This window comes from Pseudomonas sp. CYM-20-01, assembly GCF_023169845.1.
In the GTDB taxonomy this organism is placed as follows: Bacteria; Pseudomonadota; Gammaproteobacteria; order Pseudomonadales; family Pseudomonadaceae; genus Aquipseudomonas; species Aquipseudomonas azotoformans.
This window is the reverse complement of sequence record NZ_AP025169.1, coordinates 5,071,728-5,088,368: the sequence shown is the minus strand read 5'-3', so window position 1 is coordinate 5,088,368 and position 16,641 is coordinate 5,071,728. Positions and strand designations below refer to the sequence as shown.

The following is a 16,641-nucleotide window of genomic DNA, read 5'->3' as shown; positions in this document are numbered from 1 at the left end:
CTGCGTAAGCCCTTGAATTACAAGGGGTGGCACGACGCCAGCAAAAAAATCGAAAAAAATCCTCAAGCAACCGGCTACCACGACGATAACTATTACGTAGGTTCTCAGGCCACACCCGGCGGTTGCCAGGGCCGGAAGCCGCAGTATCCATCCAACGAGGATTTCGTCATGGCTTTAACAGTAAACACCAACATTGCTTCGATCACTACTCAGGGCAACCTGAACAAAGCTGGCGGCGCCCTGGCCACTTCCATGCAGCGCCTGTCTTCCGGCCTGCGTATCAACAGCGCTAAAGACGACGCCGCCGGCCTGGGTATCGCCAGCCGTATGACCAGCCAGATCAACGGCCTGGGTCAAGCTGTAAAGAACGCCAACGATGGTATCTCCATCGCGCAGACCGCTGAAGGCGCAATGCAGGCTTCGACCGACATTCTGCAAAAAATGCGTACCCTGGCTCTGTCCTCGGCGACCGGCTCCCTGAGCCCCGACGACCGTAAGTCGAACAACGACGAATACCAGGCTCTGACTTCGGAACTGACCCGTATCGCCCAGACCACTACTTTCGGTGGCCAGAAGCTGCTGGACGGTTCGTACGGTACCAAGTCGATCCAGGTTGGCGCCAACGCTAACGAAACCATCAACCTGTCCCTGGATAACGTTGCTGCCAACAATATCGGTTCGCAGCAGGTGAAGAGCATCGGCATCACTCCAGGTGCTGGTGTAGCTGGCGGCGCAATCGCAGTGACCGGTAACGGCCAGACTAGCAGCGTCACTGTTGCTGCTGCTGCTTCCGCTAAAACCATCGCTGCCCAGCTGAACGGCGCCGTCGGTGGCCTGAGCGCTACCGCCAGCACTGAAGCTCAGTTCGTAGTCGGCGCCGGTGCTGCTACCGCTCCAGCTTCGTTCACCATGACCGTTGGCGGCCAAGCCACCACGTTCGTTGGCGTAAAAGACACTGCCAGCCTGGCTGACCAACTGAAGTCGAACTCCGCCAAATTGGGTATCAGCGTCAACTACGACGAGTCCAAAGGCACTCTGTCGGTTAAATCCGACACCGGTGAAAACCTGGCCTTCAGCGCTTCGACCGCTGCCGGCACCATCACTGTTGCCACCAAAGACGGTTCGGGCACCTACGGCACTGCCACTGCCCTGGCTGACGGCATCATCGCTACCGGTGCAGTGAACCTGGACTCCGCCAAGGGTTACTCCCTGGAAGGCGCTGGTGTGACTGGTGTCTTCGGTGCTGCTACTTCGGCTGCTTCGACCAAGACCTCCGTATCGCAAACTGACGTGACTGACGCCACCAAGGCCCAGAACGCTGTGTCCGTGATCGACCAGGCTATCGCTACCATCTCCAGCTCCCGTTCGGGCCTGGGTGCGGTACAGAACCGTCTGACCAGCACTGTAGACAACCTGTCCAACATCCAGAAAAACAGCACCGCTGCTCGTTCCACCATCCAGGACGTCGACTTCGCTTCCGAAGCCGCTGAACTGACCAAGCAGCAAACCCTGCAGTCGGCTTCCACTGCGATCCTGTCGCAGGCTAACCAACTGCCATCCGCTGTACTGAAGCTGCTTCAGTAATAGCGACGCGTGGTGAATGACGGAAGGGCGCGTTTACGTGCCCTTTCGTCTTTTCCAATCAGAGGAGATTGGGCATGGACATGAGTGTAAAACTGAACTTGTCTTATCCGCCGCTGGCCCCTCAAGGCACTCCGGCACCTGTGGTTGCGGACAAAGACAAGACTAAGGTTGAAGCGGCCGCGCCAACCGCGGGCACGTCCCAAAAGGACAGCCTGGAAAAAGCGGTCACAGATATTAAAGAATTCGTACAAGCGGCCCAGCGCAACCTGGACTTTTCCATTGACGATTCCACCCATAGGGTTGTGGTCAAGGTCATTGCCACCGACACCGGTGAAGTGATCCGACAGATTCCTTCGGAAACAGCCTTGAAACTGGCACAGAGTCTGGCCAGCGCCAGTCATGTATTGTTTGACGACAAGGCGTGAACTGGCATGAAACTTGTTGCTGTCACAGCTTGAAGCGATAGTCGTCAAGATAACGGCAGCCACCGGAACAGGAGAAAGATGATGGCGGGTACAACGATTACCGGCGTGGGGTCGGGTTTCGACACTCAGGCGATTGTGAAATCCCTGGTGGATGCCGAGCGAGCGCCTAAACAGGGTCAGATCAACCTCCAGTCGCAAAAGGCAACCACCCAGCTGTCGTCGATCGGCAAGATCCAGGCAGCCCTGGACGCCTTCCGCGGTGCGCTGACCAGCATGGGCACCGATAACAGCTTCAGTGGCTTGACCGGTACGTCTTCGGACGAGAAGGTCGCCACCATGACGGCCAACCAGGGTGCGGCGAGCGGTAGCTTCTCGCTGGTCGTCAACCAGTTGGCGACGCCGTCGAAGCTGTCGACCAAGAGTTTCACTGGCGGCCAGTCGACGGTCGTGAACAGTGGCACCACCCCAACGACGCTGACGATCAGCCAGTCGGGCAAGAACTTCGACCTGAAGGTGCCGGCCGGCGCGACCCTGCAACAGGTGCGTGACTCGATCAATTCGCAGTTCGGCACCGCAGGCCTGAGTGCCAACATCCTCACCGACTCCAACGGTTCGCGTCTTATCCTGACCTCCACCAATGCTGGTGTTGGTTCCGATCTGACGATGTCGGGCAACTCGGGGATTGATAGCGGTTACACGGTGGTCAGCGAGCCGAAGAACGCCAAGTACACCATTGACGGTATTGCTGCAGAGTCCAAGACCAACAGCATCACGGATGCAGTGAGTGGTGTAAGTATCAAGTTGCTCTCTGTGTCGCCCTTGACCACGCCTTCGGATACCGCGTCTACGGCTCGCAATGCTTTGACCATCTCCGTCTCCACCAGCACCACCGCCCTCAAGTCCGGGGTCAAAGGCTTCGTCGACACCTACAACGCCCTGCTCAAGGCGATGAACGCCGAGACCAAGGTGACCAAGGATGCCGCCGGTAACTCCGTCGCCGCCACCTTGACCGGCGACTCGACCATGCGCACCTTGCAGGCGGCGATCCGCAACGAGTTCAACGCCCTGTCCGGCAACGGCACCTTGAAGTCCCTGGCGCAATTCGGTGTGACGACTGACCGCGACACCGGTGCGCTGAGCATTGATGCCAAGCAGTGGGACAAGGCTGTGCTGACCAACGCTGCCGATATCAACAGTATCTTCAGCGGCAAGACCGGCCTGCTCGCGCGCCTGACGGCGGCGACCGATGGCTATGCCAAGGCCACCACCGGGATCCTGGCGACGCGTTCAACGTCGTTGTCCGACAGCCTTAAAGACCTCAACAAGCAGCAAGTTGCGTTGGATGAACGCCTCACCACCATGCAAGACTCCTTGACCCGCAAGTACACCGCCATGGATACGCTGGTGGCGCAACTGCGCCAGCAGAGCAGCAGTATCCTGGGTACGCTCAGCGCGCTGAGTAACGCCCAGAAAAGCAGCTGATTGATGGCTGATGAAAAAGCCCAGGTCCATTGACCTGGGCTTTGTTCTTCATAGTGCCGTCGGGTTAAAGTTTTTTGCGACCCAGTCGACATAATGGTTACTGCAACCCTTCTCGCTGTTGCCTGTCACGAGGTAGAAACATGAATCCCATGAGAGCCCTTCGCCAATACCAGAAGGTCAATTCCCATGCCCAGATCTCTGAAGCCAGCCCGCACCGCCTGGTGCAAATGCTGATGGAGGGCGGGCTCGACCGCATGGCGCAGGCCAAAGGTGCGTTGGCGCGTGGCGATATCGCCGCAAAGGGCCTGATGCTGGGCAAGGCCGCCGACATCCTCATCGGGCTTCGTGATGGCCTGAGCGCGGAAAAAAGCGACAACAAGGAATACGTTCAGCAACTGGAAGGTCTGTACGTGTACATGACCAACCGTTTGATGGAGGCCAATCTGCACAACGACGCCGACATGATCGACGAAGTCGCCCGTTTGCTGATTACCGTGAAAGAAGGCTGGGATGCCATCGGCGCGCCACAAGGCGCTGCACAATAAGGCCAAGCGGCCTTGAGGAACACGTCATGAGCCAAGCATTGCAACGCATTGATGAAACCCGTGAGGCGCTGATGGGCGCGCTGGCGGACCGCAACTGGGACGCCATCGGCGAACTGGACCTGGGCTGTCGTCATGTCATCGACGAGGTGCTCAGCGAAGCGCCGGTAGACGAGGATGCGTTGCGTGAAAAGCTTGAGAGTCTGCTGGCGGTTTACCAGCAATTGCTCGAGGTGACGACGGGTGAGCGGCAGGCGATTTTCGAAGAGATGTCGCAGATCAACCAAGCGAAAAATGCGTCAAAGGTTTACCATCTGTTCGGCTGAAGAGCCGCAGTTGGTCCGATGGGCGCGTCATATATTTGACTGTGCCAGCATTTTTGACTTAACTAGTGCTGTTTTCAGATTTCAGACGTCTAGTAAGGTACAAAGTCGTACAGGCGTCTCGATTGCCCTCACTCTGGGGCAGGAAGTTTTACTAGGGAAGTTGCTATTGCATGTGGCGTGAAACCAAAATTCTGCTGATTGATGACGATAGCGTCCGCCGCCGCGATTTAGCGGTGATTTTGAATTTTCTTGGCGAAGAAAATCTGCCCTGCGGCAGCCATGACTGGCAGCAGGCGGTCAGCTCATTGTCATCGAGCCGTGAAGTCATTTGTGTGCTGATCGGGACGGTAAACGCTCCTGGTGCTGTTTTGGGCTTGTTAAAGACACTGTCTACCTGGGATGAGTTCCTTCCCGTGTTGCTGATGGGCGATATTTCTTCTGTCGACCTGCCGGAAGACCAGCGCCGCCGGGTGCTTTCCACCCTGGAAATGCCGCCCAGCTACAGCAAATTGCTCGACTCCCTGCACCGTGCCCAGGTCTATCGCGAGATGTACGACCAGGCCCGCGAGCGCGGTCGCCATCGCGAACCCAACCTGTTCCGCAGCCTGGTCGGCACCAGCCGTGCCATCCAGCACGTGCGCCAGATGATGCAGCAGGTTGCCGATACCGACGCCAGCGTGCTGATCCTTGGCGAGTCGGGCACCGGCAAGGAAGTGGTTGCGCGCAACCTGCACTATCACTCCAAGCGCCGCGACGGGCCCTTTGTGCCGGTCAACTGCGGGGCGATCCCGGCAGAGCTGCTCGAAAGCGAATTGTTCGGCCACGAGAAGGGCGCCTTTACCGGGGCGATCACCAGCCGTGCCGGGCGTTTCGAGCTGGCCAACGGCGGCACCCTGTTCCTCGACGAGATTGGCGACATGCCGCTGCCGATGCAGGTCAAGCTGCTGCGCGTGTTGCAGGAGCGCACCTTCGAGCGTGTGGGCAGCAACAAGACCCAGAGCGTCGACGTGCGCATCATCGCGGCCACCCACAAGAACCTCGAAAGCATGATCGAGGTCGGCAGCTTCCGCGAAGACCTGTACTACCGCCTCAACGTATTCCCGATCGAGATGGCCCCGCTGCGCGAGCGCGTGGAAGACATCCCGCTGCTGATGAACGAACTGATCTCGCGCATGGAGCATGAAAAGCGCGGTTCGATCCGTTTCAATTCCGCCGCGATCATGTCCCTGTGCCGCCACGGCTGGCCGGGCAACGTCCGCGAGCTGGCCAACCTGGTGGAACGCATGGCGATCATGCACCCCTACGGTGTGATTGGCGTGGTCGAGCTGCCTAAGAAATTCCGCTACGTCGACGACGAAGACGAGCAACTGGTCGACAGCCTGCGCAGCGACCTGGAAGAACGGGTGGCCATCAACGGTCATACCCCGGACTTCGGCTCTACCGCGATGCTGCCGCCCGAAGGCCTGGACCTGAAGGACTACCTCGGCAACCTGGAACAAGGCCTGATCCAACAGGCCCTGGACGACGCCAACGGCATCGTCGCCCGTGCCGCCGAGCGCCTGCGCATCCGTCGAACCACCCTGGTAGAGAAGATGCGCAAGTACGGTATGAGCCGCAAAGAAGGTGATGAACAGGCGGATGATTGACGCCTGTTTTTCAAGCCGCTGATTTATCAGCGGTTTTTTTTCGGCACGGGTATTGCTACAGCCCTCGCAACGTTCCGTTTAACTGACGGTCAGCCAAGCGAGAGAGCATGATGCCCCACGCCGCCCAATATTCTTCCAGCCCCGCCATCCCGGGGCTCGTTCCCTCTGTAGAACAGCAAAGCCGCCAAGGCCTGGAGCAGGCGTTTTCGCTGTTCAACCAGATGTCCAGCCAATTGACCGATTCCTACAGCCTGCTCGAAGCCCGTGTTTCGGAGCTCAAGGGCGAGTTGGCGGTGGTCAGTGCCCAGCGCATGGAAGAGTTGGCCGAGAAGGAGCGCCTGGCCAACCGTCTGCAAAACCTGCTGTCGCTGTTGCCCGGGGGCGTGATCGTCATCGACGAAGAAGGCCGCGTGCGTGAAGCCAACCCGGCGGCTTGCGACATGCTTGGCCTGCCCCTGGAAGGCGAGCTGTGGCGTCACGTGATCACCCGCTGCTTTGCGCCGCGTGAAGACGACGGCCATGAAATCTCCCTCAAGGACGGTCGCCGCTTGTCCATCGCCACGCGCGCCCTGGACGCGGAGCCGGGCCAGCTTGTGCTACTCAACGACCTGACTGAAACCCGTCACCTGCAAGACCAGTTGGCGCGCCACGAGCGTTTGTCCTCGCTGGGGCGCATGGTCGCTTCTCTGGCGCATCAGATCCGCACGCCGTTGTCGGCGGCGCTGATCTACGCCAGTCATTTGACTGATGAACAACTGCCTGCGGCCACCCATCAGCGTTTTGCCGGGCGCCTCAAGGAGCGCCTGCACGAGTTGGAGCATCAGGTGCGCGACATGCTGGTATTTGCCCGTGGTGAATTGCCGCTGACCGACCGCATCACGCCGGCCGAGTTGATGCAGGCCCTGCAAGCGGCAGCGGCCACCCACATTCAAGACGTGCAAGTGCGCTGGCAGTGCGACAGCCATCTTGGCGAGCTGCTGTGCAACCGCGACACCCTCGTCGGTTCGCTGCTCAACCTGATCGAAAACGCCACCCAGGCCAGCGGCTCCGGTGCGCGGCTCAAAGTGCACTTGTACAGCCGCGAGCAAACCCTGCGCCTGTGCATCAGCGACAGTGGCAGCGGTATCGAGCCCGCCGTGTTGCAGCGCCTGGGCGAGCCCTTTTTCACCACCAAGACCAACGGCACGGGCCTGGGCCTGACCGTGGTCAAGGCAGTGGCACGTGCCCATCAGGGAGAATTGCTGCTGCATTCCCGTGTCGGGCGTGGCACCTGTGCATTGATGACCTTGCCGCTGTTTTCATGCGCGGCAAGCGCGGAGTAAGAGGTTATGGCTATCAAGGTTCTGTTGGTGGAAGACGATCGCGCGCTGCGTGAAGCATTGGCTGACACGCTGCTGTTGGCGGGCCATGACTACCGGGCGGTCGGTTCTGCCGAGGACGCCTTGGAGGCGGTGGAGCAGGAGTCCTTCAGCCTGGTGGTCAGCGATGTGAACATGCCGGGCATGGACGGCCACCAGTTGCTCAGCCTGTTGCGCGCGCGCCAGCCGCAGTTGCCGGTGTTGCTGATGACCGCCCACGGCGCTGTCGAACGTGCGGTCGATGCAATGCGCCAGGGCGCGGCGGATTACCTGGTCAAACCGTTCGAGCCCAAAGCCTTGATCGAACTGGTCGCGCGGCATGCCCTGGGCGTGATCCCGCCCAGCGACGGCGAAGGCCCGATTGCCTTCGAGCCGGCCAGCGCACAATTGCTGGAATTGGCGGCCCGCGTGGCGCGCAGTGATTCCACCGTGCTGATTTCCGGCGAGTCCGGCACTGGCAAGGAAGTGCTGGCCCGCTATATCCACCAGCAATCGACCCGCGCCAAACAGCCGTTTATCGCCATCAACTGCGCGGCGATCCCCGACAACATGCTCGAAGCCACGCTGTTCGGCCACGAAAAAGGCTCGTTCACCGGCGCCATCGCGGCCCAGGCGGGCAAGTTCGAGCAGGCGGATGGCGGCACGATTTTGCTCGATGAAATTTCCGAGATGCCCCTGGGCCTGCAAGCCAAGTTGCTGCGGGTGCTGCAAGAGCGCGAAGTGGAGCGCGTTGGCGCACGCAAGCCAATCCAGCTGGATATCCGCGTGGTCGCCACCACCAACCGTGACTTGGCGGGCGAAGTGGCGGCGGGGCGCTTCCGTGAAGACCTGTTCTACCGTCTCTCGGTCTTTCCCCTGGCCTGGCGCCCGTTGCGCGAGCGCCCGGCGGATATCATTCCGCTGGCCGAGCGGCTGTTGGGCAATCACGTCAAAAAAATGAAGCATGCCCAGGCACGCCTGTCGGCCGAGGCCCAGGCCTGCCTCGTCGCCTATCCATGGCCGGGGAATGTGCGGGAATTGGACAACGCCATCCAGCGTGCGTTGATCCTGCAACAGGGCGGCCTGATCCAGCCCCAGGATTTCTGCCTGGCCATGGGTAGCGGGATTGCGCCGCTGCCGACCCTGGCGCCTGCGCCCGTGGTGGTCGAATCCGAAACCGCCGGTGCATTGGGTGACGACCTGCGTCGCCGTGAATTCCAGATGATCATCGATACCCTGCGCGCCGAGCGCGGCCGCCGCAAAGAGGCCGCCGAGCGCCTGGGGATCAGCCCGCGGACCTTGCGCTACAAGCTGGCGCAGATGCGCGACGCCGGCATGGACGTCGAGGCGTATCTGTTCGCCACCTGATCGGTAACAAGGCGGACAAGGTTTGTCGCCTTTTCTTACGAGTTGAACCAGAGCTGGCACCCTTGTTGCTACTTCACCTAGTAATTGCGGCGTAGCGTCAAAAAACATGCGGGTTGTCGGAGAGAGAAGTTCATGAGCCAGGGTATTGAGTTCAATCGGTTGATGTTGGATATGCGCTCCATGCAAATGGATGCCATGGCTCAACCGAAATCCGTCGCGCCTGCGCCGGAATTGGGCCAAAGCAGCTTCGCCGACATGCTCGGCCAGGCCATCAACAAAGTCAGTGATACCCAGCAAGCCTCCAGCCAGTTGGCCAACGCGTTCGAGATCGGCAAAAGCGGCGTGGACCTCACCGATGTGATGGTTGCCTCGCAAAAGGCCAGCGTGTCGTTCCAGGCGTTGACCCAGGTGCGTAACAAGCTGGTTCAGGCTTACCAAGACATCATGCAGATGCCGGTTTAAGGACGAGATTTAAGTCATGGCAGAAGCAGTCGTGGACAACGCACCCGCCAAGGCAGACGGCAAGCCGCCGCTGTTTGGCCTGTCGTTCCTGGAAAACCTTTCCGAAATGACCATGTTGCGTCAGGTCGGCCTGATGGTCGGCCTGGCCGCGAGCGTGGCGATTGGTTTTGCCGTGGTGCTGTGGTCGCAGCAACCGGATTACCGGCCGCTCTATGGAAGCCTGGCCGGCATGGATTCCAAGCAAATCATGGAAACCCTGGCCGCCGCCGACATCGCCTACACCGTGGAACCCAACTCCGGGGCGCTGCTGGTCAAGGCCGACGACGTGGCCCGTGCGCGCATGAAACTCGCGGCGGCCGGCGTCACCCCGTCCGACGCCAATATCGGTTTTGAAATCCTCGACAAGGACCAGGGCCTCGGCACCAGCCAGTTCATGGAAGCCACCCGCTACCGTCGTGGCCTGGAAGGCGAGCTGGCACGCACCATCTCCAGCCTGAACAACGTCAAGGGTGCCCGTGTGCACCTGGCCATTCCGAAAAGCTCGGTGTTTGTGCGCGATGAGCGCAAGCCCAGCGCCTCGGTATTGGTGGAACTGTTTGCCGGCCGCTCCCTGGAGCCAGGCCAGGTGCTGGCGATCGTCAACCTGGTCGCCACCAGCGTGCCTGAGCTGAGCAAGTCGCAAATCACTGTGGTCGACCAGAAGGGCAACCTGCTGTCCGACCAGGCGGAAAACTCCGCGCTGACCCAGGCCGGCAAGCAGTTCGATTACAGCCGTCGCGTCGAAAGCATGCTCACCCAGCGTGTGCACAACATCCTGCAACCGGTGTTGGGCAACGACCGCTACAAGGCTGAAGTGTCGGCCGATGTGGACTTCAGCGCTGTCGAATCGACCTCCGAGCAGTTCAACCCGGACCAGCCGGCGCTGCGCAGCGAGCAATCCACCAGCGAACAACGCACTGCCGCCAATGGCCCGCCCCAAGGCGTACCGGGCGCCCTGAGCAACCAGCCGCCGGCCCCGGCCTCGGCTCCGCAAACCACCGGTGGCGCTACGGCCAGCGCTGGCGCCATCCAGCCAGGCCAGCCGCTGCTGGACGCCAATGGCCAACAGATCATGGACCCGGCCACTGGCCAGCCGATGCTCGCGCCGTACCCGGCGGACAAGCGTAACCAGTCGACCAAGAACTTCGAACTCGACCGTTCCATCAGCCACACCAAGCAGCAACAGGGCCGCGTCAATCGCCTGTCGGTGTCGGTGGTGGTGGATGACCAGGTCAAGGTCAATGCCGCCGATGGCGCCGTTACCCGTGCCCCGTGGAGCGCCGATGAATTGGCACGCTTCACACGCCTGGTGCAGGACGCCGTCGGTTTTGACGCCAGCCGCGGTGACAGCGTGAGCGTGATCAACATGCCGTTCTCCGCCGAGCGTGGCGAAGTGATCGCTGACCCTGCGTTCTACACGCAGCCGTGGTTCTGGGACATCGTCAAGCAAGTGCTGGGTGTGTTGTTCATCCTGGTGCTGGTGTTCGGCGTGCTGCGCCCGGTGCTCAACAACATCACCGGCAACGGCAAGAAACAACTGGCGGCCTTTGGTGGCAGCGACGTCGAGTTGGGTGGCATGGGCGGCCTGGACGGCGAACTGGCCAACGACCGCGTCAGCCTCGGCGGCCCGCAAAGCATCCTGTTGCCAAGCCCGAGCGAAGGCTACGACGCTCAGTTGAACGCAATCAAAAGTCTGGTGGCAGAAGACCCGGGCCGTGTGGCCCAGGTCGTGAAAGAGTGGATCAACGCAGATGAGTGATAATCGAGCCGCTGTTGCCAAGCTCACCAAGGTCGACAAAGCCGCAGTCCTGCTGCTGTCCCTCGGTGAAACCGACGCCGCCCAAGTGCTGCGCCACATGGGGCCCAAAGAGGTCCAGCGCGTGGGCGTGGCCATGGCGCAGATGCGCAATGTGCACCGCGAGCAAGTCGAGCAGGTGATGAGCGAGTTCGTCGAGATCGTCGGCGACCAGACCAGCCTGGGCGTCGGCTCCGACAGCTACATCCGCAAGATGCTCACCTCGGCCCTGGGCGAAGACAAGGCCAACGGCCTGATCGACCGCATCCTGCTGGGTGGCAACACCAGCGGCCTCGACAGCCTGAAATGGATGGAGCCGCGTGCCGTCGCCGACGTGATCCGCTACGAACACCCGCAGATCCAGGCGATCGTGGTGGCGTATCTCGACCCCGACCAGGCCGGTGAAGTGCTCGGCCACTTCGACCACAAAGTGCGCCTGGACATCATCCTGCGTGTGTCGTCGCTGAACACCGTGCAGCCGGCCGCGCTGAAAGAACTCAACACGATTCTGGAGAAGCAGTTCTCCGGCAATTCGAATGCCTCGCGCACCACCCTGGGTGGTATCAAGCGTGCGGCGGACATCATGAACTTCCTCGACAGCTCGGTCGAAGGCCAGTTGATGGACTCGATCCGCGAGATCGACGACACCCTGTCCGGCCAGATCGAAGACCTCATGTTCGTGTTCAACAACCTCTCCGATGTCGACGACCGTGGCATCCAGGCGTTGCTGCGCGAGGTGTCCTCGGACGTGCTGGTGCTGGCCCTCAAGGGCTCGGACGAAAACGTCAAAGAGAAGATCTTCAAGAACATGTCCAAGCGTGCCTCGGAACTGTTGCGCGACGACCTGGAAGCCAAGGGCCCGGTGCGCGTGAGCGACGTGGAAACCGCGCAGAAAGAAATCCTCACCATTGCCCGCCGTATGGCCGAAGCCGGAGAAATCGTTCTCGGCGGGAAGGGCGGCGAAGAAATGATCTAAGGCGCTTCCCATGTCGAACAAAGATGAGGCGCCCAGCGATCTGATTCGCGCACGGGACGTCGGTGGGTTCGACATCTGGTCGTTGCCCAGCTTCGACCCGCATGTGCCGGAGCCCGAGCCGGAACCGGTCGAAGAACCTCCGGTGGAAATGGAAGAAGTGCCGCTGGATGAAGTCCAGCCACTGACCCTGGAAGAACTGGAAGCCATCCGCCAGGAGGCCTACAACGAAGGCTTCGCGGCGGGTGAAAAAGATGGTTTTCGCAGCACCACCCTCAAGGTGCGCCAGGAAGCCGAAGAGGCGCTGAGCGTCAAGCTGGCCAGCCTGGAACGCTTGATGAGTACGCTGTTCGACCCCATCGCCGAGCAGGATTCGCAGATCGAAAAGGCCATGGTCGGCCTGGTGCAGCACATTGCCCGCCAGGTGATCCAGCGCGAGTTGGTGCTGGATTCCAGCCATATCGAAAGCGTGATGCGCGAAGCGCTCAAGCTGCTGCCCCTGGGCGTCGGCAACGTGCGGCTGTACATCAACCCGCAGGATTTCGAGCAGGTCAAAGCCTTGCGCGAGCGCCATGAAGAAACCTGGCGCATCGTCGAAGACGCGGCGTTGCAGCCCGGTGGTTGCCGGGTCGAAACCGAACACAGCCGCATCGATGCCACGGTGGAAACCCGCATCAGCCAGATCATGGCCAAGCTGCTGGATCAAGCCCACGAGCAGGTGTTGAACCCAGCTGAGCCCGACCTGAGCGTGGACCTGGACGCCCCTGATGCGCCTTGATCGCACCAGCTTCGCCAAGCGCTTGAGCGGTTATGCCGAGGCCGCCGAGTTGCCCGGCCAGCCGATCCTCGAAGGGCGCCTGCTGCGCATGGTCGGCCTGACCCTCGAAGCCGAAGGCCTGCGCGCCGCCATGGGCAGTCGCTGCATGGTGATCAACGACGACAGCTACCACCCGGTGCAGGTCGAAGCCGAAGTGATGGGCTTTTCCGGCAGCAAGATTTTCCTGATGCCCGTGGGCAGCCTGGCGGGCATTGCCCCCGGCGCCCGCGTGGTGCCGTTGGCCGACACCGGCCGCCTGCCGATGGGCATGAGCATGCTCGGCCGCGTACTCGACGGCGCCGGTCGCGCGCTGGACGGCAAGGGCGGCATGAAGGCCGAAGACTGGGTGCCGATGGACGGCCCCACCATCAACCCGCTCAACCGCAACCCCATCAGCGTGCCGCTGGACGTGGGCATTCGCAGCATCAACGGATTATTGACGGTCGGCCGTGGCCAGCGTCTGGGCCTGTTCGCCGGTACCGGCGTGGGTAAGTCGGTGTTGCTGGGCATGATGACGCGCTTTACCGAGGCCGACATCATCGTGGTCGGGCTGATCGGCGAGCGGGGCCGCGAGGTGAAGGAATTCATCGAGCACAGCCTCGGTGAAGAAGGCCTCAAGCGCTCGGTGGTGGTTGCCTCCCCAGCTGACGATGCGCCGCTGATGCGGTTGCGCGCCGCCATGTACTGCACGCGCATCGCCGAATATTTCCGCGACAAGGGCAAGAATGTCCTGTTGCTGATGGATTCGCTCACGCGTTTCGCCCAGGCCCAGCGGGAAATCGCCCTGGCCATCGGCGAACCGCCGGCGACCAAAGGTTACCCGCCGTCGGTATTCGCCAAGCTGCCCAAGCTGGTGGAGCGTGCCGGTAACGCCGAAGCCGGTGGTGGCTCGATCACCGCGTTCTACACCGTATTGTCCGAAGGCGATGACCAGCAGGACCCGATTGCCGACTCGGCGCGGGGCGTGCTCGACGGCCACATCGTGCTGTCACGGCGCCTGGCCGAAGAAGGGCATTACCCGGCCATCGACATCGAAGCGTCCATCAGCCGGGTGATGCCGGCCGTGGTCACGCCGGAACACATGGCCCGTGCACAACAGTTCAAGCAGCTGTGGTCGCGCTACCAGCAGAGCCGCGATCTGATCAGCGTCGGCGCCTATGTGGCGGGCGGTGATCGCGACACCGACTTGGCGATTGCCCTGCAACCGCAATTGGTCACCTACTTGCGCCAGGGTCTCAACGACAAGATCAGCATGGGCGAAAGCGAAGCGCACCTGCAGTCGATCTTCGCCCCGGCGCCAGGCGGCTAAGCCATGGCCAACAGCCGCGCCGCGCGCCTGGCTCCGGTGGTGGACATGGCCGAAAAAGCCGAGAAAACCGCCGTGCAGCGCCTGGGTTACTTCCAGGGGCAAGTCCGCTTGGCGGAAAGCAAGCTGGGCGACCTGGAGCGCTTTCGCGGCGAGTACCAGCAACAATGGATCGAACGCGGCAGCAAGGGCGTGTCCGGCCAATGGCTGATGGGTTACCAGGGCTTTCTCAACCAGTTGGAAACCGCCGTCGGCCAGCAGCGCCAAAGCCTGGCCTGGCACCAGAACAACCTCGACAAGGCACGTGAGAGCTGGCAAGCCGCGTTTGCCCGGGTCGAAGGTTTGCGCAAGCTGGTGCAGCGCTATATCGATGAAGCGCGAGCGCTTGAAGACAAGCGCGAGCAGAAGTTGCTGGATGAGCTTTCGCAGCGCATGCCGCGCAAAGACGTCTATTGAAAGTTGCCCACATCCCCGGCACCTGCTAAACCTTGTGTCATTGCCAATGACAAGGAAGCAGTCACATGTCAGTCGAGTCAGAAGTATCCCTGGATGGGACGAAGTTGACGATCGCAGTCAAGGGCCGGTTCGATTTCGGCAGCCACCAGACCTTTCGCGAAGCCTATGAGCGCTTCTACAAAGTGCCCAACACTTACATCGTGGACTTGAAAGAGACGACCTACCTCGACAGCTCCGCCCTCGGCATGCTCTTGCTGCTGCGCGACCATGCCGGCGATGACGCCGATATCCGGGTGATCAACAGCAATTCGGATGTGCGCAAGATCCTCGGTATCTCCAACTTCGACAAACTGTTCGACATCAGTTGAGCGTCCTGGCCCCGGTCCTTGAGCCGCTGACAATCCTGATCGCCGAAGACAGTGCCGCCGACCTGTTGCTGCTGTCGACCATTATCCGGCGCCAGGGCCACCAGGTGCTCACGGCCACCAACGGCGCTGAAGCGGTCGCGGTGTTTACCCGTGAGCGCCCGCAGCTGGTGTTGATGGATGCGCTGATGCCGGTGATGGACGGCTTTGAGGCGGCGCGCCGGATCAAGCAATTGGCGGGTGAGGAGCTGGTGCCGCTGATTTTCCTCACGTCCCTGCGCGAGAGCGAAGCGCTGGCTCAGTGCCTGGATGCCGGCGGTGATGACTTTCTAGCCAAGCCCTACAATCAGCTGATTCTCGCGGCGAAGATCAACGCCATGGACCGTCTGCGTCGGTTGCAGGCGACGGTTTTGCAGCAGCGCGACCTGATCGCCAAGCACCACGACTATCTGTTGCATGAGCAGCGGGTGGCCAAGGCGGTGTTCGACAAGGTTGCCCATTCCGGCTGTATCAATGCCGCGCCCAATATTCGCTACCTGCAATCGCCCTATGCGTTGTTCAACGGTGATTTGCTGTTGGCCGCCTACACCCCGTCCGGCGACATGCATGTGCTGCTCGGCGACTTCACCGGTCATGGCCTGCCGGCGGCGGTGGGCGCCATGCCCCTGGCGGAAGTGTTCTACGGCATGACCGCCAAGGGCTACGGCCTGGCGCAGACCCTGCGCGAGATGAACGCCAAGCTCAAGCGCATCCTGCCGGTGGACATGTTCTGCTGCGCCACCCTGTTGTGCCTGAGCACCCAGCGGCGGGTGGTGGAGGTGTGGAACGGCGGCATGCCCGAAGGCTACGTGCATGAAATCGCCACCGGCAAGCGTACGCCACTGGAATCGCGGCATTTGCCGTTGGGTGTGCTGTCGGCGCAAGCCTTTGATGATCGCACCGAGGTCTGGCCCATGGCCCTGGGTGACCGGGTGTTCCTGTTGTCCGATGGCGTGCTGGATACCGCTGACGCCAATGACCAGTTGTTCGGCGCTGAACGCTTGCAGCAGGTGTTCGCTGCCAACCGTGAGCCGGATCGGCTGTTTGAAGATATCGAGCAGGCCCTGGCGGCGTTCCGGGGCGAAGCGCGGGATGACGTGAGCATGGTGGAAATCACCCTGCACGCCGGCCAGCAGCTGCGTGCCAGCGGGCCGTTGTATGCCGACAGTGGCCAGTCTTGTCCGCTGGATTGGTCAGTCAGTTTCGAATTTCGTGCTGAGACGTTGAAGCGTTACAACCCATTGCCGTACTTGCTGCAACTGCTGCTGGAGATTCACGGTCTGCGCGAGCAGAGCGGGGCGCTGTACAGCGTGATGGCGGAGCTGTATTCCAATGCGCTGGAGCATGGCGTGCTGGGTCTGGATTCTCGGCTCAAGCGTGACGCCCAAGGGTTTGCCGAGTATTACCGCCTGCGTAATGACCGCCTGGCACAACTCAACAGCGGCTATATACGGGTGCATGTGCAGGTGGTGCCGACCGAGGTGGGCGGAAGGATGACCCTGCGCATCGAGGACAGCGGTCCTGGGTTCGACGTGGAACAGATGCTGGCGCGGCCGCTCGATATCGACCGTCTGTCAGGCCGGGGCTTGAGCCTGGTGCGTCAATTGAGCAGCGATGTACGCTGGTCGGACGGCGGGCGCAGTGTCTGCGTGGAGTTTTCCTGGGAGGCTCTGGCATAA

At 61.3% G+C, this 16,641-nt stretch carries 16 protein-coding genes; all 16 read left to right on the top strand.

Features of this window, described 5'->3' with window-relative positions:
- Positions 1-168 precede the first annotated feature (168 nt).
- Positions 169-1,584, top strand: coding sequence for a flagellin (locus M2497_RS22985; protein ID WP_071493763.1), 1,416 nt, complete (start codon positions 169-171; stop codon positions 1,582-1,584).
- A 74-nt stretch (positions 1,585-1,658) separates the two neighbouring features.
- The gene (locus M2497_RS22980; RefSeq protein ID WP_058424917.1) at positions 1,659-2,009 is read left to right on the top strand and encodes a flagellar protein FlaG; all 351 of its coding nucleotides are present in this window, start codon (positions 1,659-1,661) and stop codon (positions 2,007-2,009) included.
- A gap of 81 nt (positions 2,010-2,090) precedes the next feature.
- Positions 2,091-3,491 (top strand): flagellar filament capping protein FliD, encoded by a 1,401-nt coding sequence (fliD, locus tag M2497_RS22975; RefSeq protein WP_248483412.1) that lies wholly within the window; start codon positions 2,091-2,093, stop codon positions 3,489-3,491.
- A 140-nt stretch (positions 3,492-3,631) separates the two neighbouring features.
- A complete protein-coding gene (fliS, locus tag M2497_RS22970) occupies positions 3,632-4,036 on the top strand; it encodes a flagellar export chaperone FliS (protein WP_058424915.1) in 405 nt (134 codons plus the stop codon).
- Positions 4,037-4,062: 26 nt separating this feature from the next.
- Positions 4,063-4,359 carry a flagellar assembly protein FliT gene (locus M2497_RS22965; RefSeq protein ID WP_015885198.1) on the top strand — a complete coding sequence of 99 codons (297 nt, stop codon included), beginning with the start codon at positions 4,063-4,065 and terminating at the stop codon, positions 4,357-4,359.
- Between the two features lie 170 nt (positions 4,360-4,529).
- Positions 4,530-6,005: a sigma-54 dependent transcriptional regulator gene (locus M2497_RS22960; protein WP_058424913.1), complete on the top strand. Its 1,476-nt coding sequence runs from the start codon at positions 4,530-4,532 to the stop codon at positions 6,003-6,005.
- A gap of 110 nt (positions 6,006-6,115) precedes the next feature.
- Complete coding sequence (locus M2497_RS22955) at positions 6,116-7,327, top strand: ATP-binding protein (RefSeq protein WP_248488248.1); 1,212 nt, start codon at positions 6,116-6,118, stop codon at positions 7,325-7,327.
- Between the two features lie 6 nt (positions 7,328-7,333).
- A complete protein-coding gene (locus M2497_RS22950; RefSeq protein ID WP_248483410.1) occupies positions 7,334-8,710 on the top strand; it encodes a sigma-54 dependent transcriptional regulator in 1,377 nt (458 codons plus the stop codon).
- 132 nt (positions 8,711-8,842) lie between these two features.
- The gene (gene fliE, locus M2497_RS22945) at positions 8,843-9,172 is read left to right on the top strand and encodes a flagellar hook-basal body complex protein FliE (RefSeq protein WP_015885194.1); all 330 of its coding nucleotides are present in this window, start codon (positions 8,843-8,845) and stop codon (positions 9,170-9,172) included.
- Positions 9,173-9,188: 16 nt separating this feature from the next.
- Positions 9,189-10,970 (top strand): flagellar basal-body MS-ring/collar protein FliF, encoded by a 1,782-nt coding sequence (fliF, locus tag M2497_RS22940; protein ID WP_058424911.1) that lies wholly within the window; start codon positions 9,189-9,191, stop codon positions 10,968-10,970.
- Positions 10,963-11,982 (top strand): flagellar motor switch protein FliG, encoded by a 1,020-nt coding sequence (gene fliG / locus M2497_RS22935; protein WP_010208743.1) that lies wholly within the window; start codon positions 10,963-10,965, stop codon positions 11,980-11,982. Before fliF ends, fliG begins: the two co-directional genes overlap by 8 nt.
- Positions 11,983-11,992: 10 nt before the next feature.
- Positions 11,993-12,757, top strand: a complete 765-nt coding sequence (gene fliH, locus M2497_RS22930) for a flagellar assembly protein FliH (protein ID WP_248483408.1) — start codon at positions 11,993-11,995, stop codon at positions 12,755-12,757.
- Complete coding sequence (gene fliI, locus M2497_RS22925) at positions 12,747-14,105, top strand: flagellar protein export ATPase FliI (RefSeq protein ID WP_248483406.1); 1,359 nt, start codon at positions 12,747-12,749, stop codon at positions 14,103-14,105. The genes fliH and fliI overlap by 11 nt, the downstream gene beginning before the upstream one ends.
- 3 nt (positions 14,106-14,108) lie before the next feature.
- On the top strand, positions 14,109-14,558 hold the full coding sequence (fliJ, locus tag M2497_RS22920) for a flagellar export protein FliJ (protein WP_016975640.1): 450 nt from the start codon (positions 14,109-14,111) through the stop codon (positions 14,556-14,558).
- 65 nt (positions 14,559-14,623) lie between these two features.
- Entirely contained in the window at positions 14,624-14,926 is a 303-nt protein-coding gene (locus M2497_RS22915; protein ID WP_248483404.1) for an STAS domain-containing protein, read from the top strand.
- On the top strand, positions 14,923-16,641 hold the full coding sequence (locus M2497_RS22910) for a fused response regulator/phosphatase (protein ID WP_248483402.1): 1,719 nt from the start codon (positions 14,923-14,925) through the stop codon (positions 16,639-16,641). Before M2497_RS22915 ends, M2497_RS22910 begins: the two co-directional genes overlap by 4 nt.